At 64.7% G+C, this 23,311-nt stretch carries 25 protein-coding genes; 2 read left to right on the top strand and 23 right to left on the bottom strand.

Translation table 11 applies throughout. From position 1 onward, the window contains the following. Positions 1-1,050 (bottom strand): glycosyl transferase family protein, encoded by a 1,050-nt coding sequence (locus KJP29_RS19010; protein ID WP_218465207.1) that lies wholly within the window; start codon positions 1,048-1,050, stop codon positions 1-3. 113 nt (positions 1,051-1,163) lie between these two features. Here KJP29_RS19010 and cysG point away from each other — a divergent pair, with 113 nt between their 5' ends. Continuing rightward, positions 1,164-2,591, top strand: a complete 1,428-nt coding sequence (cysG, locus tag KJP29_RS19015) for a siroheme synthase CysG (protein ID WP_218465208.1) — start codon at positions 1,164-1,166, stop codon at positions 2,589-2,591. A 15-nt stretch (positions 2,592-2,606) separates the two neighbouring features. Here the strand turns inward: cysG and aroE are convergent, their stop codons facing one another. The 3 genes from aroE to KJP29_RS19030 all read right to left on the bottom strand — a co-directional run bounded on the left by aroE (position 2,607) and on the right by KJP29_RS19030 (position 4,918). Next, positions 2,607-3,422 carry a shikimate dehydrogenase gene (gene aroE, locus KJP29_RS19020; protein ID WP_218465209.1) on the bottom strand — a complete coding sequence of 272 codons (816 nt, stop codon included), beginning with the start codon at positions 3,420-3,422 and terminating at the stop codon, positions 2,607-2,609. Then, positions 3,419-3,856, bottom strand: a complete 438-nt coding sequence (aroQ, locus tag KJP29_RS19025) for a type II 3-dehydroquinate dehydratase (protein WP_218465210.1) — start codon at positions 3,854-3,856, stop codon at positions 3,419-3,421. Before aroQ ends, aroE begins: the two co-directional genes overlap by 4 nt. Positions 3,857-3,946: 90 nt before the next feature. Next, positions 3,947-4,918, bottom strand: a complete 972-nt coding sequence (locus KJP29_RS19030) for a DUF2793 domain-containing protein (RefSeq protein ID WP_218465211.1) — start codon at positions 4,916-4,918, stop codon at positions 3,947-3,949. Positions 4,919-5,174: 256 nt separating this feature from the next. On the opposite strand from KJP29_RS19030, the gene KJP29_RS19035 reads away from it, so the two are divergent. After that, positions 5,175-5,816 (top strand): TetR/AcrR family transcriptional regulator, encoded by a 642-nt coding sequence (locus tag KJP29_RS19035; protein ID WP_218465212.1) that lies wholly within the window; start codon positions 5,175-5,177, stop codon positions 5,814-5,816. A 17-nt stretch (positions 5,817-5,833) separates the two neighbouring features. On the opposite strand, the gene KJP29_RS19040 is transcribed toward KJP29_RS19035, so the two are convergent. The 19 genes from KJP29_RS19040 to KJP29_RS19130 form a co-directional block, all read right to left on the bottom strand. Further along, entirely contained in the window at positions 5,834-7,363 is a 1,530-nt protein-coding gene (locus KJP29_RS19040) for an FGGY-family carbohydrate kinase (RefSeq protein WP_218465213.1), read from the bottom strand. 131 nt (positions 7,364-7,494) lie between these two features. Next, positions 7,495-8,349 carry an SDR family oxidoreductase gene (locus KJP29_RS19045; protein WP_218465214.1) on the bottom strand — a complete coding sequence of 285 codons (855 nt, stop codon included), beginning with the start codon at positions 8,347-8,349 and terminating at the stop codon, positions 7,495-7,497. Positions 8,350-8,434: 85 nt separating this feature from the next. Continuing rightward, on the bottom strand, positions 8,435-9,229 hold the full coding sequence (locus KJP29_RS19050) for a BON domain-containing protein (RefSeq protein ID WP_218465215.1): 795 nt from the start codon (positions 9,227-9,229) through the stop codon (positions 8,435-8,437). 410 nt (positions 9,230-9,639) lie between these two features. Beyond that, complete coding sequence (locus KJP29_RS19055; RefSeq protein WP_218465216.1) at positions 9,640-9,936, bottom strand: PRC-barrel domain-containing protein; 297 nt, start codon at positions 9,934-9,936, stop codon at positions 9,640-9,642. 124 nt (positions 9,937-10,060) lie between these two features. Then, positions 10,061-11,011: a YihY/virulence factor BrkB family protein gene (locus tag KJP29_RS19060; protein WP_218465217.1), complete on the bottom strand. Its 951-nt coding sequence runs from the start codon at positions 11,009-11,011 to the stop codon at positions 10,061-10,063. A gap of 55 nt (positions 11,012-11,066) precedes the next feature. Then, positions 11,067-12,269 (bottom strand): DUF3618 domain-containing protein, encoded by a 1,203-nt coding sequence (locus KJP29_RS19065; RefSeq protein WP_218465218.1) that lies wholly within the window; start codon positions 12,267-12,269, stop codon positions 11,067-11,069. Further along, positions 12,259-12,657, bottom strand: a complete 399-nt coding sequence (locus tag KJP29_RS19070) for a phage holin family protein (RefSeq protein WP_218465219.1) — start codon at positions 12,655-12,657, stop codon at positions 12,259-12,261. The genes KJP29_RS19065 and KJP29_RS19070 overlap by 11 nt, the downstream gene beginning before the upstream one ends. Next, on the bottom strand, positions 12,654-13,214 hold the full coding sequence (locus KJP29_RS19075; RefSeq protein ID WP_218465220.1) for a hypothetical protein: 561 nt from the start codon (positions 13,212-13,214) through the stop codon (positions 12,654-12,656). The genes KJP29_RS19070 and KJP29_RS19075 overlap by 4 nt, the downstream gene beginning before the upstream one ends. A gap of 226 nt (positions 13,215-13,440) precedes the next feature. Continuing rightward, positions 13,441-13,929 (bottom strand): ferritin-like domain-containing protein, encoded by a 489-nt coding sequence (locus tag KJP29_RS19080; RefSeq protein WP_218465221.1) that lies wholly within the window; start codon positions 13,927-13,929, stop codon positions 13,441-13,443. Continuing rightward, positions 13,926-15,044, bottom strand: coding sequence for a glycosyltransferase family 2 protein (locus KJP29_RS19085; RefSeq protein WP_218465222.1), 1,119 nt, complete (start codon positions 15,042-15,044; stop codon positions 13,926-13,928). The genes KJP29_RS19080 and KJP29_RS19085 overlap by 4 nt, the downstream gene beginning before the upstream one ends. Continuing rightward, entirely contained in the window at positions 15,041-15,604 is a 564-nt protein-coding gene (locus KJP29_RS19090; RefSeq protein WP_218465223.1) for an SAM-dependent methyltransferase, read from the bottom strand. The genes KJP29_RS19085 and KJP29_RS19090 overlap by 4 nt, the downstream gene beginning before the upstream one ends. Further along, a complete protein-coding gene (locus KJP29_RS19095) occupies positions 15,604-16,305 on the bottom strand; it encodes a PIG-L deacetylase family protein (RefSeq protein ID WP_218465224.1) in 702 nt (233 codons plus the stop codon). The genes KJP29_RS19090 and KJP29_RS19095 overlap by 1 nt, the downstream gene beginning before the upstream one ends. Next, on the bottom strand, positions 16,302-16,985 hold the full coding sequence (locus KJP29_RS19100) for an acyl-CoA dehydrogenase (RefSeq protein WP_218465225.1): 684 nt from the start codon (positions 16,983-16,985) through the stop codon (positions 16,302-16,304). The genes KJP29_RS19095 and KJP29_RS19100 overlap by 4 nt, the downstream gene beginning before the upstream one ends. Continuing rightward, positions 16,952-17,302, bottom strand: a complete 351-nt coding sequence (locus KJP29_RS19105) for a hypothetical protein (protein ID WP_218465226.1) — start codon at positions 17,300-17,302, stop codon at positions 16,952-16,954. Before KJP29_RS19105 ends, KJP29_RS19100 begins: the two co-directional genes overlap by 34 nt. Next, positions 17,299-18,348, bottom strand: a complete 1,050-nt coding sequence (locus KJP29_RS19110; RefSeq protein ID WP_218465227.1) for a glycosyltransferase family 4 protein — start codon at positions 18,346-18,348, stop codon at positions 17,299-17,301. The genes KJP29_RS19105 and KJP29_RS19110 overlap by 4 nt, the downstream gene beginning before the upstream one ends. After that, a complete protein-coding gene (locus KJP29_RS19115; RefSeq protein WP_218465228.1) occupies positions 18,345-19,313 on the bottom strand; it encodes a glycosyltransferase family 2 protein in 969 nt (322 codons plus the stop codon). The genes KJP29_RS19110 and KJP29_RS19115 overlap by 4 nt, the downstream gene beginning before the upstream one ends. Then, the gene (locus tag KJP29_RS19120; protein WP_218465229.1) at positions 19,310-20,770 is read right to left on the bottom strand and encodes a glycosyltransferase family 2 protein; all 1,461 of its coding nucleotides are present in this window, start codon (positions 20,768-20,770) and stop codon (positions 19,310-19,312) included. Before KJP29_RS19120 ends, KJP29_RS19115 begins: the two co-directional genes overlap by 4 nt. Before the next feature lie 202 nt (positions 20,771-20,972). Further along, positions 20,973-21,710, bottom strand: a complete 738-nt coding sequence (locus KJP29_RS19125) for a Crp/Fnr family transcriptional regulator (protein WP_218465230.1) — start codon at positions 21,708-21,710, stop codon at positions 20,973-20,975. Positions 21,711-21,837: 127 nt separating this feature from the next. After that, positions 21,838-23,307: a mannitol dehydrogenase family protein gene (locus KJP29_RS19130; protein ID WP_218465231.1), complete on the bottom strand. Its 1,470-nt coding sequence runs from the start codon at positions 23,305-23,307 to the stop codon at positions 21,838-21,840. Positions 23,308-23,311 lie beyond the last annotated feature (4 nt).

A 23,311-nucleotide genomic window follows, 5' to 3' on the forward strand; every position in this document is an offset into this window, starting at 1 on the left:
TTAGACACTGTTTTGCCCGGCGAGCATCACGGTGCGGTTGCGAGCGTTCCAGATCTCCTCCGCCATGTGCCAAGCGGTCTCGGGACTCGTTGCACGTCCCATCGTGCGCAGGGTGACAGCCATGGTCCCCACGACGGATTTCGTCGCGTAGGGGTCGTCATCCTCACCGGCCCAGACCCGCTCAAGTCTCGCGACGTCCATCTCTTCGTCCGCAGGCGCATGACCATCGTCGAGCGTCGCGGGCCAGGTTTCGATCTCTGGGGCGTCGGCACCATGTGTCGTCCAGACCGGACAGGGCTTGTTCGGCCGCATCTCGATCTCGCCGCCATCACCGCGAAACACCGCGAGGTTCGGGATGCCGAGGACCTGTGCGGCCCCGGAATGGATGTCGAGGAACCCGCGATGGAAGATGCCCTGCATCACCGTCGGCGCATCGAAGGGATTGAGAAGGCGCGTGAAGCTGTTAACGGGCGACCTGAGGCCCAGCACCGGTTTCAGCTCGATCAGATCGCGCAAGACCGGCGACATGACGTGGAGCGGCAGATAGGTCAGCCCCTGCGTCTCGACCTGGTCCGCAGCCTCCTCGAAACTCCCCGCCATGGGGAGGCCTAACTGCGCAAAGACCCGGTTGGTATAGACCCGCCCCGGCGTATGTTCTTCCGAGCCATGCACCACGACACGCAGACCCGTGCCCACAAGTGCAAGGATCGACAGGATGAACCACGGCAGCTGGACCCGCTTGCCTGCGTAGCTCGACCAGTCGATGTCCACCCGCGGCAACACCTCCGGACGCTGCATGGCAGCCCTTGATCCGGTGACGAAGCCGGCGATTTCGTCAGGCGTCTCTTCCTTCAAACGCAGAAGCATGAGGAAGGCGCCGATCTGTTCCGGCAGCGCCTCGCCCCGCAGGATCATCGCCATCGCGTCCCGCGCCTCGTCGAAGGTCAGGGGTCGGCTCTTCGTCTTGCCCCGTCCCAGGATCGCGACGAAGGGGGCGAAAGGGTGGGGGTTGTCCGGCGTGAAGGGGCGCTGCAAGTTCATGTTGCCCATGATACGCTGCGTCGCGGCGACGCGGTAGGGCCAACAAACATGCGGTTTCGCGCATTTGACATGGCCTCGACATTGCCCGACATGGAACAAAACGCTCATGCGGGGACGCGGACATGGATTTTCTGCCCATCTTTCTCGAGGTCGCGGGCAAACGGGTGGTGGTCGACGGCGGCACGACGGTTGCCGCGCGACGGGTGGAACGCGCGCTGAATTGCGGTGCCTTCGTCACTGTCTTCGATCCGGAACCCGGCGACGAAGTGCGCGCCTTTCTCGGGCATGCGAACCTGACTCATGAGCCGCGACTGCCAGTGGAAGCCGACTTCGCCGGTTGCCTCGTCGCCTATGGCGCGTCCGAGGAGCCGGACCGGGACGAACGCCTGCATGCCTGGGCCAAAGCCGCAGGGGCTCTGGTCAATGTCGCCGACGAAAAGCATCTCTGCGATTTCATCACGCCGTCCATCGTCGAACGCGATCCGATCACCATCGCGATTTCTACCGGCGGCGCGGCACCTGTGATCGCCCGCATCCTGCGCGCCCGGATGGAAGCGATGTTGCCCGCCGCCTATGGCCGGCTCGCCAAGTTCCTCGCCGATTTCCGGGGGCGCATCTACGAATCCGTGCCCAACGCCCGCAACCGGCGACGATTCTGGGAAAACCTGATCGAGGGCCCGGTGGGCGACGCCTTTCTCGCGGGGGAAGAGGGGCTGGCCGAGGAACGGCTGGTCGCGGAACTGGCCCGGGGCGACAACGCCGATCTGAAGCGCGGCGAGGTCTGGCTTGTCGGTGCCGGGCCGGGCGATCCCGACCTCCTCACCTTCAAGGCGTTGCGCATGATGCAGCACGCCGACGTGGTGCTTTTTGACCGCCTCGTCGGCGACGGGATCATCGACCTCGTGCGCCGGGATGCCGAGCGCATCTACGTGGGGAAGAAGCCCAATGAGCATACTCTAACGCAGCCCGAAATCACCGGTCTCATGATCGAGCGCGCCAAGCGGGGCGAACGTGTGCTGCGGCTCAAGGGCGGCGATCCCTTCATATTCGGGCGCGGCGGGGAAGAGCTCGAGGATGTGGCCGAACACGGCATCCCGGTCGAGGTCGTGCCGGGCATCACCGCGGCAGCCGGCTGTGGCGCGGCGGCGGGTATCCCCCTCACCCACCGAGATCACGCGCAAAGCTGTGTCTTCATCACTGCGCACGGGGCAGGTGGCGTGATCGACCATGACTGGACCCGCTACGCGCGCAAGGGCCAGACCGTCGTGGTCTACATGGGGCTGAATGCCATCGGCGCCGTGGCACAGGCCGCGTTGTCCCAAGGGGTCGATGCCGCCATGCCCGTCGCCGTGATCGACAACGGAACGCGGCTAGACCAACGCGTGATTACGGGGACCCTCACCGACATCGACGCGAAGGTCCGCGACGCCCAGTTGCCCGGTCCCGCGCTTATCGTCATCGGCCATGTGGTCACGCTCCATGGTGCGCTGGGCGTCAAGGGATCCCGATCCGAGGCGACCATGGAAATCAAGGCAGGCGCGACGCTCTGAGCGCCAAATCTGGCTCTATTCCAGCGGAATAATCATCGCCGCGATCACCGGCGAGGTGTCCGGCCGTTGGCCGCGCCACCAGTCGAAAGCCTCGGCGGCCTGTTCGACGAGCATGCCGACGCCGTCTGCGACCTGCACCCCCCGCGCCTGCGCCGTGGCGAGAAACGGCGTCAGCCCCTTGCCGTAAACGAGGTCATAGGCGAGCCGCGCGCCCTCGAACACCGTGTCGGGGAGCGGGGGTTTCTCGCCGGTGAGGCTGGTGGTCGTCGAGTTGAGGACGATGTCGAAGAACCCGGTCACGTCCGCGTAACTCACCGCTTCGATCCGACCGCGACCGGACAGCATGTCGCGGATCGCCTCCGCCTTGGCGACGGTCCGGTTGGCGATGGTGACGCTCTCGGCGCCAGCGGCCAGAAACGGCGCCACCGCGCCGCGCGTGGCACCGCCAGCCCCGGCAATCAGGATACGGGCCCCGGATAGGGGAATACCGAGGTTTTCGGAGATGTCGCGCACCAGGCCGACGCCATCGAAGTTGTCGGCAAGAATCCGGTCGCCTTCGAATTTCAGCGCATTCGATGCCCCGCAGAGCCGCGCGGCTTCCATGGGGTGCGTGGCAATGTTCCGGGCCTCCACCTTGAACGGCACCGTCACGTTGACACCCATCCCGCCTGCGTCGCGAAAGGCGCGGATCGCATCGGCAAACCCATCGAGCGGCACTTCCATCGCCTCATAGGACATGTCTTCGCCGAACTGGCGGGCGAAAGCGTCGTGAATGAAGGGCGACTTGGTGTGGCCGAGGGGGTTGCCCAGCACCGCGTAACGGTCGGTCATGCGAGAAGCGTCGCCATGCGCCGAAGGGCCAATTCATACCCCTGCGTGCCCAGCCCCGCGATCACCCCGTCTGCGCGCAGCGAGACATAGGAGTGATGGCGAAACGCCTCACGCTTGTGCACGTTCGAGATATGGACCTCGATCACCGGACCCTCGAAAGTGTTGAGCGCGTCCAGAATGGCGACGGAGGTATGGGTGTAGGCCGCCGGGTTGATCACGATGCCCTGCGCCTCGTCGCGGGCACGGTGAACCATCTCGACGATCTCGCCTTCGTGGTTCGACTGGAAGAGCGCGGTCACGAGCCCGAACTCGGCACCGACACGCGCGCAGGCCGCTTCCACGTCGGCCAGAGTCTCGGCACCATAGATCTCGGGCTGGCGTTTTCCCAGCAGGTTGAGGTTCGGTCCGTTCAGGATATGGATCGTCTTCGCCATGCGCGCCTCCCGTTTGAAACGCGCATAGCACGGGTTTTCCCTTAGCGTCAGCCACTTGAGGCGGTTTTTCGCGCCACCCGTTGCATTTTCTCAGAACCACCGCCCGATTGCGATCAGGTTGACCGCAGGCGCAACCGTGTTGGACCCGGCTAGGTCGAAGGTCTCGATATCGACGCTTCCAGTCGTCGCCGCCCCGACCGTCACCACGGCGGGCGTCGAACCGACCACCGTCGCCGTGATGCAAAAGCCGGCATCGGCAAAGGTCGCAGGAAGCGTCCATGTCGCGGCCGACCCGCTCACGCTCGCGAAGCCCGGCATGTGGCAAGTTAGCGTGCCGTCGGCGAGCTTCGTATAGCTCCCGTCTGCGTTCGACCCGGTTTCGATCACCGCATTGCCCGCCGAAGGGACCGCGTTCACGGTGCCGACCATGTTGGACGTCGTGACGACGCCCGCGCCCGGCGCGACCGACAGCACCTCGTCCCAGGCCGCGCCATCGCTGCTGACCTTGATCGTGAAGACATCGCTCCCGGCAAGGCCCATCTCCGCCCGTCCCGACCAGTTCGTCTGGAACAGGAGCGACGCGGTATCCGTCGCAGCCGACTTGTTGATCTTGAGTTGATGCCCGGCCCCCTCGTGCGACAGGAGCGTCGCGGGCGCGGACACGGCCAGCCTGTTGGTGGCGTCCGACGTCGTGTTGATCCCGATACCGGGCAGGTTTTCGCGGTCGAGGTCGCGCCATGTCGTGCCGTCATGCACCTTCACGGCCCGCTCGCCCGCGACGACCGCCAACCAGCCGGCCCTCGGAGTCAGGAAATCCCAGGCGCTGTCGAACCAGGTTGCGATTTGCCCTTCGTGGCCACTCCAGAGACCCGTGGCCGGATTGCCGATTCCGAAGGTTGCGCCTTGCGCAGGGGTCGGGGGCGGTGTCGTAGCGTCAAGTGCCTCGACCGTAAGTTGTGTAATCACGTCCAGAACGCGGAGGCCTTCGTTGTGGGTCACATGTTTCTGGGCCTGCGCGGGCTGAATGAGCGGCAAGTCGAGACGCGGGGTCGTTTGCGACATTTTTATCACCTCGTGGAACTTTCTCCGGGTCTTAATCATTAAGGTCCGAGGATGCGTGAACTTACCAGTTTGTTCGTTAACCCTTTGTTAACGTTCGTGGGCCGTCCAATTCGCGCTTCGTAAAATGGCGGGACTAAGATATTGATCGCAATAAATTATCCGCCAACGGTCAGGAAACTCATACTTGCGATGCAGGATATGGATGGTAACGTACTCAACGAGAGGGCGAGTTTTCGTTAAGAGAGCAGAGACAAAAATGAAGGACGAAACACTGCGGAAATCCTGGAAACAGGACGCTGAGGGCGTGAAACATGACATCCTGATGGTGGCAATGGCCGAGTTCGCCGAGAACGGTCTCGCCGGCGCCCGGATCGACGAGATCGCGGCCAAGACCAAGACCTCCAAGCGAATGATCTATTACTACTTTGGCGATAAGGACGGCCTTTACCTTGCCGCGCTCGAAGCCGCCTATGGCCGGGTGCGCGAAGGCGAGCACGAGGTCGAATTCGAGGCGCAGTCCGTCGAAGAAGCGATGGCCGAGCTTGTGCGGCGCATCTTCGATCATCACCGCAAGAATCCGGACCTGATCCGCATGGTGATGAACGAGAACGTCAATCGCGCGCAGTACCTTAAGAAGTCCGACTACATACGCGACCTAAACCTGACTTCGAAGCACCGGCTTCAGAACGTGCTTGAAAGAGGGCAGGCCGAAGGCGTCTTCCGGGCCGATGTGGACCCGATGTTCCTGCACTGGCAGATCCAGGCGCAGAGCTTTTACAACATCGCGAACCGGCCGAGTTTCTCGGTCAAGTTCGGACCGGAGCTGTTTACGGACGACGCTCAGGAGAAAATGCGCGAAACCATCGTCGAATCGACCCTGCGGTTCCTGCGCGCCTGACCATTTCCTGTCCCCTGTCAGACACCGGCAATCCCGGCGCGGTGCTGGGCCATGCGCGCACGGATGACCCTGTCCCGGTCCATCTGGGCCACGCCGTCCCTCTGCGGCTCGGTGCGTCTCACGCCGGGTGACATCGCGGTGCTTGCGGTCGTAAGGTCCGGGTGCATCCCGGCGGCGACCGCGCCGCAAATGGCGGTTCCTAAAAGCACGCCGTCAACGGCATCGGGCACGATCACGCAGCGGCCGGTCGCATCGGCTACCGCCTGCGTGAAGACGGGGCTCCGCATCATGCCGCCCACCGCTGCCACCGGTAGGTCCGGCGCGACCCGCTCCATGATATCCGCGATGGAAAGCGCCACCGCGCCCGCCGTGCGCCAGTAGTAGGCCGCGAGCGCATCGGGACCGCGGTGCGTCGGCATCCCGTGCACCACCGCTTTCAGCGGCGCTTCCTTCACCGGCCCGCGCAGCCCACGTTCATCGGGCAGAACGTGAATGTCGGCGCCGAATCCGACGCCAATCTCCTCACGCTTTCGCGCGATCCGGGACAGAACCTGATCGTGCGAGCGTGGCGCCCCTTTGGGCCAGCTTTCGATGACTCGGTCCAGAACGGCACCCGCATCGGCAAGCCCAGCCTCGACGGTGCGTGTGCCCGGGGCCATCACATCGGTGAAGGTGCCCCACCAGCCGTCGAGCGATGGGGTCATCGCCCGGTGTGCGATGACGCTCGCAGAGGTGCCTGCGATGAGTGCCACGGCCTCCGGCTGGATCGCCCCGCAGCCCAGCGCACCGGCGTATCCGTCGATCATCCCGCTCGAGACGCACAGACCCTCGGGAAGCCCAAGGTCTTCCGAGGCCGAGGCGCAGAGCGTGCCCGCCCGGGCCGCAACGGGAACCGCTGACCCGCATTCTTCCGGTAGACCGGCGCGCTCGCGCAAGTCGTTCAACCCTACGGCGCGGAGCAGGTCCTCGTCCCAGCCGCCCCGCTCGACTGCGAAGGGCCATTTCGCGACAAGCGACGACAGCCCCCGCACCGGCATGCCCACCGCGCGACTTACCAAGTGATCGGTCAGATCCTGCGCCTGGCCCAACTGCGCCCAAAGCTCCGGGCGCTGACGTTGCAGCCACAGTAGCTTCGGCACCTGCATCTCCGGCGACATCGCGCCGCCGAGCGCGTCGACCGACGCACCCCCGGCCCGAGTGCACGCCTGTGCCTCGGCGACACCGCGTCGGTCGAACCAGGCGATCGTGTCCTGCCCCGCGTCGTCCAGCACCAGCGGCGTTCCGTGGACTCCGGTCAGGACCAGCGAACAGGTCGCGTCGATCGCCAGTGCTCCGACGTCGGAGGGGTCAATGCCGGCGCAGGCCCGCCGCACGACGACGGCTACGGCGCGCCAGATATCTGACGAGCGGTAGCTTCCGTCGGCGTCATGATTGGAAAACAGCGGGAAAGCTACGACTGCACGCCTCTCCATCTTGCCCCGCAGGTCGAACAGAGCCGCCCGCGCCGAGCGCGTCCCCACATCAACTGCGCAAATCCAACGGGACATCTTTCCTCCGGGCCCGGACGCCAAGATGTCTCGGCGCGCTGATCAGATCAAGCGATCAGCGCGCAGATTAGCACCCATGCAACCGCGCCTGAAGGGGGCCCGCCCTCCTGAGGGGCGTTCAAAGCGCCACCTCAGCCGCCGATGAGGTCGCCGCCGTTCGGATGAAGCACCTGACCCGTCATGTAGGAGCTGTCCTCGCAGGCGAGAAACAGCATCGAAGGCGCCACTTCGTTGGGCTGGCCGGGCCGACCAAGCGGCGCGGACTTGCCGAACTCCTCGACCTTCTCTGGCGGGAAGGACGCCGGGATCAGCGGGGTCCAGATCGGCCCGGGCGCGACGCCGTTCACCCTGATGCCGTCCGAGGCGAGCTTGGACGACAGGGCGCGGATCATGGACAGGATTGCGCCCTTCGAGGCCGAATAGTCGACTAGCAAATCCTGGCCCCGGTAGGCGGTGACAGAGGTTGTGCAGACAATCGACGCACCCCGCTTCAGATGAGGCAGCGCCGCCTGGATCGTGAAGAACTGCCCGGCGAGGTTCGTTCGAAAGGTCCGGAACAGCTGCTCTTCGGAGATATCGGTGACGTCTTCCCGCGCATGTTGCTCGGCCGCATTCGCGACAACCACGTCGATCCGTCCGAACGCGTCCAACGTCTTCTTGACGATCTCTCGACAGAAACTCTCTTTTCCGATGTCGCCGTCCAGAAGCAGCGCCTGACCACCTTCCTCTTCGATCTTGGAGCGTGTGACCTCCGCATCCTCGTGTTCGTCGAGGTAGGCGATGGCGACCTTCGCACCCTCGCGGGCAAAGAGGATGGCTGTCGCACGTCCGATCCCGGAATCGCCGCCGGTCACGATCGCAACCTTGCCCTTCAGCCGGCCGGACCCGGCATAGCGCGGCATATACTCCGGCTCCGGCGACATGCGTTCTTCACGGCCGGGCTGGCGGTCCTTCGTCTCAAGAGTGTCGAGGTCTTGGCTGCTCATGGTCAAACTCCAGTCGTTCAGGAAGGAACCCGGCCGGCCAGGACCGGGTTCCTCGATTGTCAATGTTCGGGTTCGGTGATCCACGTCAGGACTTCAGCTTCCCGCCCGTGGTCGTTGAGGTCTGGTCCGCGCCAGATGAAACCCGCAGGTTGTTCTGCACATGCGTCACGCCGGAAACCCTGTCGGCGCAATCCTCGGCCCAGCGCTTCTCCGCCTTGGAAGAGACCGTGCCGGTCAAGGTGACTTCACGATCCGACACCGATACCTCGATCTCCGAAGCATCGAGCCTGTCTGAATCCGTCAGCTCGTCATTCACGTCTTCCTGGATCCGGGAATCCGACCGTTGATAGTTCTTCGGACCCCGGCCACGCTTGTCGTTGTCCCGTCGGCGTTCCGCGTCGTCGTCACCGAACCAGGACTTGACCTCGTCGGCGGCACGGTCGCCCCAGTCGCGTTCGTGCAGCGAGCCGCGATCCTCGCGCCCAAAGCCCTGCGATCCCCGATAATCGCGGCCATAATCGCGCCTCGTCCCACCGCGTCCGGCCCCGCGCCCCCAGTTGTCGCGCGGGTCGAGGTAATCATATCCCCGAAACGTGCCGGGATCCCGCTGGGCGCGGAAGTCGTCATCCTCGTATCCGCCCTGATAGCCATCGTCGTCGCGACGCTGCCATCCGCTCGGCCGCCCATACTGCTGGCGCTGCCCGGCGCCCTGCCGGTCGTAGCGATCATTCCGGTCGTTGTCCGAATACCGGCTGGCGGACCGGTTCCAGTCGCCCCGAGCGCGTCCGTCGTTGTCGTAGTCATGGCCGCCTCCCCGGGAAAACTCATCCTGATACCGGGCCCGGTCACGTTCCTGTCTGTCATTGTCATAGCGTGCCATGTGCAAAGCTCCTTGCTGCAAGTGGTCTGATCTGGCGAGACGCTGACGCTTCCCGAGTCACCAACAGGCGAGGACCCATCGGGTTTCAGGCGGCATGGAGGCAAGCCGTTTCCAGCCGGAATGGAACGGGAGCGCGGGCTGAAAACGGCCGCCGGGGGAGCAAGAAACCAAACCGTTAATCTGGTTGGATGACGCGCCCGAAACCGCGGTCAGAATGCGGGTGGATCGACAGACGCGATTCGGCCTCGGGGGTCGGAGGAACTGATGTCGAGACCAGGAAGGCCGGCGCGCCATTTGATGGTTAAGGGCATAGCTTCAGAAGGAAAGAACCGCCAAACCCGATGCCACCTTGTCGAGAAGCAGGTCTGGCGGCCTGATGTCGTGACGGATTGGCAGCCTCGGGAGCAACGTCAGTCCCGGTGCTCCGGCAGGTTCTTCAGGTCGTCCTTCGTCATTGGTGTCGTGGCGTGGATCTTCCCGTTCGGATCGCGCATGAAGTTCAGACGCGAGACGTCCACTGCCACCGGCTTGGCGCCGATCCCAAGGAACCCGCCGACATCCACGACGGCTTGGGCGGTCGGACCGGTCCCGTGGAAATGGGACACGTCGCCAATGTGATGATCGTCGGGTCCGTAGACGTTGACCCCCTTGAGGTTTCCTTCATTCAACTCCTCGGGGCGAAGCGGGGTGTGCTGGCTGTGGTCCATGTGAGCCTCCTCTCGAACCAGTGTCTGTTACAGCAGAACAACGGGATCTTCGGCGCGCGGGTTCCGGCGATGCCGCCCCGCCGACCCGTCCATGCGCGGCTATCCGCCTTGGGCGGTGAAGACGTCAGCCTCCGTCGGCGACCTCGCCCAGATTGTCAGCTTTCTCCGCGCCCCTATTGCCCATCGGCTTCTCCGGGCCGACGGTCGTGTCGATCGCGGTCTGTGCTTCGATCTCGGCGTTGAGCTCGGCCCCCATGAGAATGATGTAGGCCGAGATCCAGAGCCAGACGAGCAGGATGATGACCCCGGCCATACTGCCGAAGGATTCGTTGTAGCTGCCGAAGTTGCTGACGTAGATCGAAAAACCGACCGAGGCGATCAGCCAGACCGCGCACCCGACGACCGCGCCGGGCGAGAGCCACGTCCATCTTGCCCGATCCCGGGAGGGTCCGAAGCGATAGAGAAGCGCAAAGCCGAAGATCGTCATCAGGCCGAGGATCACCCATCGTCCGAGCGCGAGAAGGGAGTCGAGCCATCCGGGCAATGCGACGAGGTTGAGGGCGGCCGGGACGGCGAGCGTCGCTACAAGTCCGAGGATCAGCCCGACGATCAGGAACAGCGTCAGGGCGAGCGTCCAGAGTGTCCGCGAGATGAACCCTCGGCCTTCTTCCTCGTCATAGGCGACGTTGAGCCCCTCCATCAGGCTGCCCATGCCCTTGGAGGCCGAATAGATCGCCAGGAGAAGGCCGATCGCGAAGGCCAGCCCAAGTCCCCCTTCCCGGGAACCCGCGACCTCCACCGCCTGATCGAGGATGATCCGCGCCGCGTCCTGCGGCATCACCTGTGTCAGCGTTTCCAGTTGCGCCGTCACCTCGGGCGGCTCGAGCACCAGCCCGCCAAGCGCCATCAGCGCCGTTATGGCCGGAAAGAGCGCCAGAAGCGCGTAATAGGCGACGCCGGCTGCGATCAGCCCGACGTGGTCCCGGGCCATCTCCGACTTGAGCCGCAGGGCGATGTCCTTCCACCCTTTGGCCGGGATTTGCGTTGGTGTGCGTGCGTGTCTGCCGCGGGCCATCGAACCTCTCTTTCGTGTTGCCCGATCCGCAGGAGCCCGCGGATCGGGCCTGGTCTCAGGTGCCGGATTTCGGCGACTTGCCGACCTTGCCCAGGTCCTGTTTCTCGGCCTCGGTCTTGGCGGCGTCCGCGATGCGCTTGCCGGTGGACTTGGCCTTGTCCTCTGCGGCCTGCTCCACGCTCGATCCGGAAACGGCTTCGTCGGCTTCCGCCTTCATCTCGCGCGCAGCCTGCCGGGTTTCGTCGGTGACGGCCTTGGCAACCTTGCCGAGCTTTTCCCGTTCCTCTTCGAAGATGCGTTCAGCCTCGGCCATCAGATGGTCGCTCTGCTCGCCGAGATATTCGTCCTCGACACGGCTGCGGGGCAGGGCCGCGCCCAGGGCCGCGCCAAGCGCGACGGCCAATGCACCCGCGACCAGAGGCTGCTGCTCGAAGATGTCCACCGCCTGCCCACGCGCCTGCCGCGCATAGTCCGCCGCCGCGTCCCGGGCTTCCAAAGCACGCCGGCGGGCCTCGACCACGCGATGACGCGCGTCCTCCGTCAGATCTTCGGTGCCCTGTGCCAGCCGGTCACGAAGCGCAGAAGCGCGTTCGGAGGCGGAGGAGGCGAGCCCCTGCGCACCTTCCTTGACCGGCGTGCCCGCGTCCCGGGCCTTCGTCGCGACGCTCTTTGCCTTGTCGGCCACGCTCGATCTTGTCTCGCGAACGCTTCCCGAGACATCCGAGGCCGTATCGGACATCCTGTGGCCGGCATCCCTTGCGGTCTGGCGAAGGCCGTACGCGGCGCTCCTGTGGTCATCACGATCGTCACGGGCCCAGTCGGGCGTGCCCTCGGCCGAACCGTAACGGCCGGAGTAGAGCGGCTGGCCAGCGAGGCTTCTGGGGCGGTGGTCCGGGTCGCGGTCGTAGCGATCATCGGCCACATAGCCATAGCCGCGCGGTTGCACGCGATCCGCGCTGTTGCGATAGCCGCGATAGTTGCGATAGCCGTCGTGCCGGTAACTGTCGGACCGCTTGTCCATCATGAGCCAGGCGAGCCCGACCCCGGTCAGGGCCAAGGCGACAGGGTTCCGTTTGACGGCGTCGGACACCGACCGACCAAGGTCACCGCCATGTTCGCGGAAGGAATCCGTGACCTGACGGGCAATGGATTCGACCGAGAACCGATCCTGCAAATCGTCCAGCGTGTTCGTCAGACCTGCGCGTTCGCGTTCGATGTCGCGTTCGATGTCTTCGGGGGAGCGAGTGTCATTTGTCATCGTAAACTTCCTTCACGGCCTGAGCGTCGCGTTTCACGTTCCTTGCGGTCCGCGTCGGTGCGAGGCTGCTGAGTTTCAGGTCATTCGTGCCCTTTTGCAGCATCACATAGGCGATGACCGCAAAGACCACGCCCACGATCAGGGCAGACCAGCCGCCGGGAATGCCGGCTTCGGTCAAGGCGGCGACTAGTGCGGCAGAGAGGATATTGAGCGCCGTCAGGGCAACGACGACGGCGCCGACGATCATGCCGATGGCGACCCCGGCACTCTTCAGGTTCTCGTTGACCTCCGCACGCGCCAGATCGACTTCGCTGCGGACAAGGGAGCTGACATGCGCGAGCGCGTCGCTCAGCAGGCTCCCTGCGGATTTGTTCGGATCGTTCGTCATACTGTGCCTCCTTTCACGGGTGTCGTGCCGGCCGGGGCGGAGGGTCCGCCGTGGCCGGTCGCTTGCGTGGTTGGCGCGGGAGAGCTCTGCCGATCACGGTAGCCGGAGGGAGTCCCTCCCGACCTTGGCGAGCGGTCCCCCGAGGCCTTGGCGAAGCGCGTAGCCGCAAAGCCGATCAGCGCGGCACTTCCGAGAAAGATCATCGGATTGCGTCTGGCGAAGTCATTGACGGCGCCGACCATCTCTCCCAGGTCCTTGTCTCGCACCGCGTCCGACGCATCCGCGAGCGAGTCCGCGATCTGGCTGAAGGTGCGCTCCTGCGGCGACCCGCTCCGCAACTCGTCTGCCGCGGTCCTGAGGGCGGATGCGACGTCCTTGACCTCGTCTGCCGCAGACACCTTGGCTTGACCCGCGTAGGTTTGCGCATCGCTGGCGACCGACCGCGCCAGGTTCTGGGCCTGCTCCTTGGTGGCATCGGAGACCGACGCGGCGGTCTCCTTGGCGTCCTGGGTGATCGAGGTGTCGGTGTCTGGTTTTCCTTTGTGTTCGGGCATCATGTTATCCTCCTTGGATCAGGCGCTGGACTTGGATCAGGCGATGAGTGTGAGAACTGCGAGAACCACCACGATGAGACCGATCAGATAGATTATCGAATGCATTGGACCTCTCCGATTTTTGTGGGTGTGATATGGAACAACTCGTCTCGCTTGCGGGGGTTCCGCCCGACGCGCGACAAGACCACCGGGGCGGCGGCGAAATCGCCGCCCCGGTGGCGTTTGCCAGTCACGCAGCCGCGTCGACGTTGCGGGAACGTTCCGCCAGTTCGGTCATGAAGTCGTCGGATTCGTAGATGTGGTCGAGCGCCTCGTCGAGCTTGCGCCTGGCGTCATCTTCTCCAAGCGCCTCGGCAAACGCCTTGGTCGTGCCGAAGCCTGCGATGCCGTAGTGACACATCCGCTGGTATTGCGCGATGATCGCCACGTCGAGCGCCGCACCGCTTATGTCACTGTCGAGCGCATGCTTGCGAGCCTCTTTCACCAGGCCCTCCATGCCTTTGCAGTGGTCTTTCTTCACCTCTGCATCGGCGTCTTCCAGAAGGGACTTGAGAAGGCGCGTGTGCTTGTCGATCCCGTCCTTGGCCGAGCTCAACCGGTCCGACAACTTCTTGTCCGAGGCCTTGTCGGCCATCGCAGACACCACTTGGGACATCTGGTCGTTGGCAGACCAGAGATCCTGGAGTTCTTCCACGTAAAGGTCTTTCAGCGTCGTCATCTTGGGCTCCTTTCAGGGTCGGCGGTGCCGACGGTTGGTTTGAGGATCGCGACAGACGTGCCGGGGAATGTATCCCGACGCGTCTGGGGTCGGGGGTCAGCGGGGACAGTCGCCGACCCCCACTCCGGCGCTTCGCTGTCTCGGACAGACTGGGACAGCGTCGCAGCCGGAGCGTCCGGAGCGGGGATCAACCACTCCGAATTCCGGTAGGTCTTCAGCATTTCGATATGGCGGGGCAGGTCGCACACCTTGATCCGAAAGCGTGTCGGCACGAGTGGCGGCCAGGGACCCAGTGTCTCGGTGTACGCCCGTCGGGTCAGCCAATCGGCTGGTGGCAGGCAATCGTCGATCAGGTAGTCGGCCTGCCCGATGCGGGCCCTCAGCGCGTCCGACATTCCCCCGGCGGCGCGTCCGGACAACCGGCAGGACACCTGCACCGTGACGTCGTCGGCATGGCGCACCTTGCACCCCAGCCCGCGCAACGTGCGGACGATCCGCCGGTCTTCGCCGCATTTGATCGGGGCGAAGCCTCCGGCGGCGACAAAGGCGTCCCGTGTGAAGGCCAGACTTGCACCGGCCGCCTCGCCGTGGGTCCCGGCAAGATCCGCGCAACCCGGGACATGTCGCGCATAGAAGTCCTGAACCAGTCGACGATAGAGACCTTCCAGCGCCCCGAGGTGCCGGTCCATGGCAGCGAGAATGCCCGCTTCTCTGGCCATCGGTTCGATCTTGCCGCAGACCGCATCCACCGCTTTCAGATGCGCAATGGTCCGGCTGATCCAGTGTTTGTCGACGATGCCATCTGCGTCCGTGGTGAACAGGTATCGCAGCGCGGGCAAGCTGCGCAGTGCATGGTCGCAGCCAATCCGGCGGGCCGTGCCGACCCCTTCCTGCGCGCCAAGGCGGAGGCTCAGGACGGTCAGGTCGAGCCCCAACTGCCCGGCGGCGTCCCGCGCCACGTCCTCGGTCCGGTCGGTGGTGTTGTTGACCACCAGGATCACCGCGACCCTTCCCGGGCATTGACCCGCGAGGGCGGCGAGGCAAGCCGCGATCCGCTCTTCCTCGTTCCGGGCGGGGATGACGACGGCGATGTCAGGGGCAGTGACAGGTTTCATGATCCCTCCTTCGGCAATCCCCGGTCGATCCGATAACCCTCGGTTTGCGTGACAGGCATGATCGCGTGTGTGGTGAGAGCGGCGGAGAACAACGCCAGCGCCTCCTCGCCCTGAATGTCGTGACCGGTCTCTCCCAGCCAGGTGACGCAGAGAACCTCTGCGCGCGGCCAGGACGTGGCGATCTCGCGGGCGAGGGTCCGCAGGCTTCGACCGTCGAGGAAATAGAGGATTTCGGACAGGACCAGCAGATCGAAGTCGCCTGCGGGCAGTGCGCAGGGATAAAACCCTTGTACGAACCGCGCGTCCGGCACCGTGCGCCGCGCGGCCGAGATAGCGATACCCACGGCATCCATCCCGGCATAGCGGCTACAAAGCGGCGCGAGGATCCGCGCAAGCTGTCCGTTCCCGCAGCCAAGCTCGAACGCGGAGGCATAGGCTCTGCGCGAGAGTGCCGCCCGCGTGGCCGCGAACTTGGCCTGCTCGTAACCGCTGTGCTCGAAGTTCCACGGGTCCGAGGTCCCGGCATAAAGCGCGGTAAGGTGATCCCGGTCGACCCCCATCACGCCATCTTCCAGAAGATCTCGTCTTCTTGGGCGAACCTCTCCGTGAAGCCGGCCGGAAGGACAAACCCGGAAGGATCGTCTGCCACGACCAGTCCCATTTGCGACCGATGCGCCCGAATCGCCGCCTGTTTTCGGGGAAGGTGCCGACCCGGCGGCAGGAAGACCGGCCTTTGACGAGCAATTTTTCGGGCGAAGTCGGGATCGTCCCAACGCCACCAGACCGGATAGGCGTAGAACCTCCAGTCCGGTCGGCGTGACCGGAGCGCCGACGCGAAGCGGGCCGTGGCGCGGTGGTCCTCGTGGTGATCTTCCGGGGCGGGCGCAAAGATGTGCCGCGCCCCCACGTCTTCGATCAGCGCTTCCAGACGCGCGGCCATCTCCTGCGGATTGGCCCGACAAAGCCCGCCGTCCTCCATGCCAAGCCACGTCAGGGCATCGCGGGACCCGCCCAGACAGGCGATGGCACGGTCCATCTCCGAACGCCGAAGGGCGGCAAGCCGCGCGCGCGGCCATCCGTGCGAGCCGGGATGGCTTGCCCCGCCATCGGTCAGGCAGACGACATGCGCGCCAGCCCCCTCGAAGGCACGTGCCAGCAGTCCCCCGCAGCCGAGCGACTCGTCATCCGGGTGCGGGGCGAGGACGACGAGCCTTTCGCGCCCTTGAAACACGGCATCGTCCGGGCGGAGGGTAATCGTCATCCGAACACCCCCCATGGCTGGTCGTTGAGGAGCGCATGACTTGCCGCGCGCTGCACGAAGGCATCGCGCGCGACCTGACGCAGGTAGACCGCCAGGTCGCGCGCCTTTCGCCCGGTATCCGAGCCGGCCTCGAAATGCCGCAGCCCGATGCTTTGCTCGACGGCGCGAATGGCGTCGAGCCCGACCTCTTCGGTGAACAGGCGGGCCGAGATGGCGGTGGCCACGACGCCTTCGACCGGCACCGTCGGGTCCGCTGGGGCCTGCGCCGCACGTTCGGTCAGCGCCGCACCAGCCCAGGCCCGCATCAGCACATTCATCAGCCGGGTCTGTTGTGCCTGGGCCTCCAGTCGGCCCATGGCCCGAAGCGCGCCGACCGCACAGTCCAGAAGGCCGATGGCGCCGCCCACCTGCAAAGCTGCGATGCGCCAGACACCCCCGACGAAATGCGGCTCGCGCAGGTAATCGCCTGCCCCGCCGACCCATCGGATGTCCTGCACCGCGATGCCGGCGAAATCATAGCACCCAGATTGCGTGGCCTTCATGCCCTGCACGGTCCAGCAGGAGGAATCGGCCCGGTCATGATGGGTCACGTCGACAAGGGCGAGGCGCACTCCCGTTTCGGTGTCTACCGTGACCAAAGCACGGCTCACGGCGCCAAGTCCCGAAGCAAAGCGTTCCATTGGTTCACATCTCGCTTCAAGGATGGGGTGCCATAGAGACGGATCAGCCGCAGGGCGTTGATGTGCCCCTCCCAAAGTCGTCCGGCGCTGAGGTTCGCCGCACCCACCTGCATGAGCGCCGATGCGGTCCTTACCGGGTCCGCGCTGCCGTCCTCCCGCAGCAGACCGGCCTGAAAAAGGAAATCGATCGAACGTGCGATGGGTTGCTCGCCCCGGTCCTCGGGACCGGCGGCAGCCGACAGGCGATCCTTGACCCAGGAAGGGACCGGACCGCCGATGTCCGGTATCACGGCGGCTGGAAGATGCGGCGCTCTCATGATTGCACCTCGAGATGGTCTTGAACGGCGACGGCGGAGCTCAGAAGATCCGCCCATTTCTGCGCAACGGATGACAGGCGAAAGGCGGGATTGGAGCGCACCCGCGGTGCCGTGCGCCGCCACGCCTGGATGCGGGCGAGGATCTGGGCCGGATCATGTCCGTCTACGTGCTGATTCCGGTCCGCCACGATTTCCGCATTCGCCCCCAGAGCGCCATGCACGAGGACAGGTGTTCCGACGGCGTTCGCCTCGGCAAGGATGAGCCCGAAGGTCTCGGCAAAGGTGGTCTGCGGATAGAAGAGGCAGAGGGCGCGGCGCAGATGCTCCATCAGCGCCGGATGCGACAGCGCGCCGAGAAATGTCACACCTTCCGGCACCGGCCCGCATTCCCATCGCAAATAGCCGGGATCTGCGACGGCGAGGGTAAGGTCCGGCACTTGCGCACGCAAAGTCGCGAACTGGGCGAAAACCTCGGCCAGCCCCTTGTGTGGCGAGCTTGCGAACAGGAGCCGACAAGGATCGCGCGGCGTGCCGTCGGGCTGGAGGGCATCGTTCAGCGGGTTGTAGATCACCACGGAGCGAGGCATCGCGGCGGCGTTCAGAAACGTCTCGAGATACCTTTCATGGGTCAGCGAGACGCAGATGACCGTGATGCCGGCCTCTTTCAACGCCGTCCCCATCTTTCGGTTGTGGCGGCCGGGATAGACATGCAGCCACAGGAACACCGCCGTGCCGGGGTATCGCCGGCGAAGGGCAACCGCCACTTTCCAGCGGTTGATCACCACCAGCGCGTCGAAATCGCCTGTCGGACCCCGGTCACCAAGTGGGCAAAGCCGACCGGCGATCGACCGTTGCTCGACACTGCGGCCGTGCTGGAAATGCGTGATGTCGAACGACGCCCCGAGCGCCGCCGAGATGCGCAGAACGGTCGCCTCCGTGCCGCCAAGCCCGCCGGCCTCGATATCGGGCAGGTCATAGCCCGCAGCACTACAGGGGTCGACGATGGCGACATGCGGACGATCGGCGAAGTGGCGAATGGGCCTCATTGCGCGGCCACCCGGTCCGAGGTTTCGGCTGTCAGGATGTTGTCGACCCGGGCAAGGGTCTCAGGCGACGCCGGCATGTCGCGCCGCTGTAGCCATTCGGGGCGGCTGACCTGACGGACCTCGAGCGCCGGACAATCGACCGGCACCGGCTCCACCCGTCCGCTGTGCCGCCAATCCTCGACCTTTTGCCAGACCCTCTGCCGGTCCGCACGGCGACGTTCACTGACATAGTCCGAGACCGGCGACTGGGTCAGGCTATCGGGCGTCTCGATCTTGGTCAAAAGCAGCTCCGGCACGATCCAGATGACTTCGCCATTCAGGATCAGTCGATTGCGAAGCTCGCGGTCTTCTTCGACGCAATCCTCGAACCCGCCGAGACGACGAAATACATCGGTCCGGAAGAGCCCCGAATTGATATGTGTCCATTCCCCGGGCACCTCTGCGCCCATCTGGAGGTTGGGAAACACGTCATCCAGAAGCGACAGGTCGCGCCGGATCTCCACCCGTCGTCCGTCGGGCAAAATCAGCTCGTGATGGGTGAGCACCACGCTTACCGTGAGGTTTTGGCCGGCCTCTTTGTTCGCGAGGGGCCAGTTCAGGCAACCGTCCGCGCGAACGTCCTGCGCGCTCAGCCGGCGCACCTGATGCAAGACCTTGTCGCGATGCGGAATGTCATCGGAATCGTGGAAGGTCACTGCGTCGCCGGCGGTCAGCAGAAGGCCCGCGTTCTTGGCCTGCGCCGTGCCGAGGTTGTGCGCGAGGCGTATGTAATTGAACTTCGGATGCGCGAAGAAGGGTTCCACCACCCGCGCCGTGGCATCGGTGCTCGCGTCGTCGATGACATGGACGCGACTGTTCCACCAGCTTTGCACGAGCGCCGCCCGGATGGCGCCCTCGATCAGATGCGCGCGGTTGAAGGTCGGAATGATGATGTCCACGCAGGGGGCGAGAGGACCCGAGATCATGCCATGGCCTCCCGTCCGAGCAGCAGGACGGCCTGCCGATAGCCGCGCAAACTTCGGAAGGTCAGCATCGCCGCAGGCAACGGCAGCATCAGCGCACCGAGCGCCGCGAGAATGAGCGGATTTGTCGGATGCGCGACGATGAAGAGGACGGCGGCGGCGAGGAAGGGCAGCCAGGGACAGACCGAGAAGTTTCTCGCTGCCGCGTCCTTCAGGCCGGACTTGTCGGTCACGACGAACGTCAGCCGGCTGCCCGCCAGCGCATCGAATGTGGCCTTGGCCGATTGAGGCGCCAGCGCGATGCGACAGGCGAGGGCCCGTGCCAGGACGCCCGGAGGCAGCCCGTCCCGCAAGCCCCGGGCCAACACGCGGATCACGATATCGCAAAGGCTCAGAACGATGGCACAGGCGGCCAGCGTCGAAGCAGTGCTGTCCGCGCGCCCTGTCAGAAGCCATGCGCCCAAGAGCATGGCCGGGATGAGGGCCAGGTTGAACCAGGCGGTCAACTGCGACAGGACGACGAGACGTTTGTGAAGGCTGAGTGCGCCCGTCCGCGTGAAGATCGTCGCAGCATGGGTCATGAGTGTCTGGAAATTCCCGCTGCACCAGCGATACCGCTGCCGCTCCAGATCGCGCAGCGAAAGCGGCAAGAGCCCCTTGCCGACCACCTGATTGATGAACCGTCCAGAATACCCGCCTTTACAAAGCCGAACGCCAAGTTCCGCGTCCTCGGTCGTGGTGCTCCCGGACCATCCGCCCGCTGCGGTCAGGGCGTCCCGCGAAATGACGCACAGCGTTCCCGTCAGCAAAACCGCCTCTGCCACATCCGCCCGTGCGGCTTTGGTTCGGAAGTATTCCTCGAGTTCGGCATTGATCCCAGGCGCGGCCAGCGTTGCGTCGCTATAGGACTGCGGAAACTGGACATAGTCCGCGCCGGTACGGTGAAGTGCGGCGGCCGCCCGTCGCAGGAAATCCCGGGTCACGACATAATCTGCGTCCACGGTGACGATGTGACTGGCGCGCGGGTCCGTTTGCTCCAGAGCTATGGTCAGCGCGCCGGCTTTGGCCCCGGAAACGCCCATGCGAAGCAGGAACCTGATCCGACCCGGGTAGGCGGAGCAGAACCGCTCTACCGGCCGCCAGAGCGCATCGTCGGCGGTGTTGTTGTCCATCACGATGATCTCGTAGCGCGACTCCGGCCAATCCTGATCCAGCAGCCCGCGCAGGGTGTCGATAACGACCCGCGGGGGTTCCGAATGGGTCGCCACATGGACCGAGAACCAGGGGTCAGCGGACTCTCGCGCAGACATCGAAAGCCGCGCGGGCACACAGGCAAGAAGCGGCCGAAGCGCCATCAGGGCGATCTGAATGACCACCAGAGCTACACAGATAAGGGCACCGAAGGTCGGCAAGACGGCCGCGAGAATCACAAGTCCCAAAGCCGTGAAAAGCCGTAGCATCTCCGTTCGCCCCCGAGCGTCAATAAGCGAAATTCGCTGTTTTATTTCAACAGCTTACGATTCACTCTCCGCTGTCGGTGGGGCAACGCGACGGGCTGCCATATGGTTCCGCCACCGGGCGCGTTTCGCGCCCGCTGACAGGTCGAGACTGCCCGACGATCCGGAGTCTCACTTTCAACTGGATTGAATTGCGCGCCCGCGCTCAGTCCTGAGGGAACCAGGAGGTGTCCATGTCGGCGTAGCGATCATGGAAATCAGTGAGACAGATCATCTCGTCTTCCTTGAGCAGCCGGACGTGTTGATGGTCCCGCTCGATGAAACCCGCGCGCTCCATGCGCCTGAGGGTCGTGCTGACGTAGACATTGGTCAGCCCGAGGTAATCCGCGATCTGGCCCTGGGTCATGGGCAGCCGGATGGTATCGGTCATCTTGCTGTTGGTGATCCGCAACCGGGATATGAGGTCGAGCAACATGTAGCTGACCCGTTCCTGCGCGCTCATGCGGCCCATGGCCCGCAGCACGTCGATCAGGACCACATGATCCCTGAGCGCGATGGAAATGAGCAGGGCGGACAGCCTTGGCGATTCCCGGAGGATCGTGTCGAGCGATGATTTCGGAAAGGGACACAAACAGACATCCTCGATCGTGCGCAGGGTCGAGGTTGCATGCTTGAGAGCGACATCGGGAAAGCCGATGACATCCCCCGGGTGGTGGATCTTGACGATCTGGCGTCGTCCGTCGGGCAGGTCGGTATAGCTGAAGCACCACCCGTGCTTGACGATGTAGAGATCCTTGTTCCGATCGCCGCCCTGATAGACCTCGTGGTCGGCCGGGAAGTTCCGCTCGTTACGCTCGAGCCTGGCCAATCGCGCCACGTCCTCGTCGGACAGGGGCAGGTAGTGAGACAGTTTGGTTACGAGACAACTGGTTGCGTCCGTCATGTGAACCTCCTCGCCTTGCGCTTCGGTCCCGATTGCAACGCGAGCCGAGGGGTGGTGGTTCAATGGACATCAGGAAGCGAGCCGTCGTCGAAACCGGCTCGACCATGGTCAGGCGTCCGTGGCTGCCTTACGCAGCGAGGTAGCGTTCCAGCACCTTGACGGTCCCTTCGCTCCAAAGAAGCCCGAGCCAGATCTCAAAAGCGGACGAGAACCTCGGATCACGACCGACCGAGCCGTAGATCGTCGCCTGCTCGAGCCAGGCTGCGGGACGATCCTTCGCCTCGAGCGCCACGGCGACAAGCCGGTCCCAGTTGGGATCGTTGGGTTCGATCCGGTTCCCCGCGTCGTCCATCCCGGCACAATAGCGACACCAGAGCGCCGATTCGAGCGCGAGCCCCTCGATCGACGCCCCTTTCGCGATGGCGTCGCGAATGACAGGAACGATGAACTTCGGTTGCCGGTTCGACCCATCAAGACACAGGCGCCGCACGGTGTCGCCGATCTTGGGATTGGAGAACCGGCTCTCGATCAGGTCAAAATAGGCGCTGACGTCCGTTCCCGGAACGGGGGGCACCATCGGCACGATTTCGGTCTCTTCCAGTTTGCGCAGGAATGCGCGGATCAGCGGATGCGCCATCGCCTCATGCACGTAGTGAATGCCCATCAACCCGCCGGGATAGGCAATGGTCGCGTGGCCGCCATTGAGGATGCGGAGCTTCATCAGCTCGAAGGGCGCGACGTCGTCCACGAACTGCGCGCCGACCGTCTCGAAGGCGGGACGACCTTGGGGAAAGTCGTCTTCCAGCACCCATTGCGTAAAGCCTTCGCAGAACACCGGCCAGCCGTCCTCGACGCCAAACTCCTCCGCCGCGATCTGGCGTTCGCGATCCGTCGTTGCCGGAGTGATCCGGTCGACCATGGCATTGGGAAAGGCGACGTTCCCCTCGATCCAGGCCGCGAAATCGGGGTCCGAGAGCCGCGCCAGCCCGACGAGCGTGTTCTTTGTCACCGCGCCATTGTGGGGAATGTTGTCACAGCACATCACGGTAAAGGGCGCCATCCCGGCGTCGCGCCGGGCGCGCAGGCCGGCGATCATCATGCCGAAAACGGTCCTGGGCGCAGAGGGCGCGGCGGCGTCCGCCTGGATGGCGGGATGCGTCGGATCGAACTGGTCCTGCGAATCGAGGAAGTATCCCCCTTCCGTGATCGTCAGGGACACGATGCGAATGTCCGGCTGCGCCATGCGTTCGATGATGGCGGCCCCGTTTGCCGGTTCGATGAAGTCGATCATCGACCCGAGCACCCGCGCCTCGCTCCGGTCGGCCTCCTGTTCGACAAGCGTGGTCAGCCAGTCCTGAGCTTCCAGCACGGCGCGGCCCTTGGCTTCGCCGGCAAAGACACCGGCCCCGACGAGCGCCCAGTCGTGATCGCGGCCTTCGTTGAAGAGCCGATCAAGATACATTGCCTGATGCGCGCGGTGGAAGTTGCCGACACCGAAATGCAGGATGCCCGCCGACAGGTCTTCGCGTGCATAGGTGGGCACGGCGACTTTGTCCGACAGCGATTTCAGGTTGGTTAGAGACAGTTTCGGCGCCATGGTA

Source organism: Maritimibacter sp. DP1N21-5 (genome assembly GCF_019218295.1).
Taxonomy (GTDB): domain Bacteria; phylum Pseudomonadota; class Alphaproteobacteria; order Rhodobacterales; family Rhodobacteraceae; genus Maritimibacter.

Excerpts from the sequence above, each read along its gene's own strand:
- aroE (WP_218465209.1), bottom strand. The coding sequence starts at position 3,422 with ATGACCGACCGTTACGCGGTGCTGGGCAACCCCCTCGGCCACACCAAG.
- KJP29_RS19070 (WP_218465219.1), bottom strand. The coding sequence starts at position 12,657 with ATGACGAACGATCCGAACAAATCCGCAGGGAGCCTGCTGAGCGACGCG.
- KJP29_RS19115 (WP_218465228.1), bottom strand. The coding sequence starts at position 19,313 with ATGATCTCGGGTCCTCTCGCCCCCTGCGTGGACATCATCATTCCGACC.
- KJP29_RS19040 (WP_218465213.1), bottom strand. The coding sequence starts at position 7,363 with ATGTCCCGTTGGATTTGCGCAGTTGATGTGGGGACGCGCTCGGCGCGG.
- KJP29_RS19060 (WP_218465217.1), bottom strand. The coding sequence starts at position 11,011 with ATGGCCCGCGGCAGACACGCACGCACACCAACGCAAATCCCGGCCAAA.
- KJP29_RS19130 (WP_218465231.1), bottom strand. The coding sequence starts at position 23,307 with ATGGCGCCGAAACTGTCTCTAACCAACCTGAAATCGCTGTCGGACAAA.
- KJP29_RS19030 (WP_218465211.1), bottom strand. The coding sequence starts at position 4,918 with ATGTCGCAAACGACCCCGCGTCTCGACTTGCCGCTCATTCAGCCCGCG.
- aroQ (WP_218465210.1), bottom strand. The coding sequence starts at position 3,856 with ATGGCGAAGACGATCCATATCCTGAACGGACCGAACCTCAACCTGCTG.
- KJP29_RS19045 (WP_218465214.1), bottom strand. The coding sequence starts at position 8,349 with ATGAGCAGCCAAGACCTCGACACTCTTGAGACGAAGGACCGCCAGCCC.
- KJP29_RS19050 (WP_218465215.1), bottom strand. The coding sequence starts at position 9,229 with ATGGCACGCTATGACAATGACAGACAGGAACGTGACCGGGCCCGGTAT.
- KJP29_RS19120 (WP_218465229.1), bottom strand. The coding sequence starts at position 20,770 with ATGCTACGGCTTTTCACGGCTTTGGGACTTGTGATTCTCGCGGCCGTC.
- KJP29_RS19055 (WP_218465216.1), bottom strand. The coding sequence starts at position 9,936 with ATGGACCACAGCCAGCACACCCCGCTTCGCCCCGAGGAGTTGAATGAA.
- KJP29_RS19125 (WP_218465230.1), bottom strand. The coding sequence starts at position 21,710 with ATGACGGACGCAACCAGTTGTCTCGTAACCAAACTGTCTCACTACCTG.
- KJP29_RS19085 (WP_218465222.1), bottom strand. The coding sequence starts at position 15,044 with ATGAAACCTGTCACTGCCCCTGACATCGCCGTCGTCATCCCCGCCCGG.
- KJP29_RS19090 (WP_218465223.1), bottom strand. The coding sequence starts at position 15,604 with ATGGGGGTCGACCGGGATCACCTTACCGCGCTTTATGCCGGGACCTCG.
- KJP29_RS19100 (WP_218465225.1), bottom strand. The coding sequence starts at position 16,985 with ATGGAACGCTTTGCTTCGGGACTTGGCGCCGTGAGCCGTGCTTTGGTC.
- cysG (WP_218465208.1), top strand. The coding sequence starts at position 1,164 with ATGGATTTTCTGCCCATCTTTCTCGAGGTCGCGGGCAAACGGGTGGTG.
- KJP29_RS19105 (WP_218465226.1), bottom strand. The coding sequence starts at position 17,302 with ATGAGAGCGCCGCATCTTCCAGCCGCCGTGATACCGGACATCGGCGGT.
- KJP29_RS19065 (WP_218465218.1), bottom strand. The coding sequence starts at position 12,269 with ATGACAAATGACACTCGCTCCCCCGAAGACATCGAACGCGACATCGAA.
- KJP29_RS19110 (WP_218465227.1), bottom strand. The coding sequence starts at position 18,348 with ATGAGGCCCATTCGCCACTTCGCCGATCGTCCGCATGTCGCCATCGTC.
- KJP29_RS19075 (WP_218465220.1), bottom strand. The coding sequence starts at position 13,214 with ATGATGCCCGAACACAAAGGAAAACCAGACACCGACACCTCGATCACC.
- KJP29_RS19080 (WP_218465221.1), bottom strand. The coding sequence starts at position 13,929 with ATGACGACGCTGAAAGACCTTTACGTGGAAGAACTCCAGGATCTCTGG.
- KJP29_RS19010 (WP_218465207.1), bottom strand. The coding sequence starts at position 1,050 with ATGGGCAACATGAACTTGCAGCGCCCCTTCACGCCGGACAACCCCCAC.
- KJP29_RS19095 (WP_218465224.1), bottom strand. The coding sequence starts at position 16,305 with ATGACGATTACCCTCCGCCCGGACGATGCCGTGTTTCAAGGGCGCGAA.
- KJP29_RS19035 (WP_218465212.1), top strand. The coding sequence starts at position 5,175 with ATGAAGGACGAAACACTGCGGAAATCCTGGAAACAGGACGCTGAGGGC.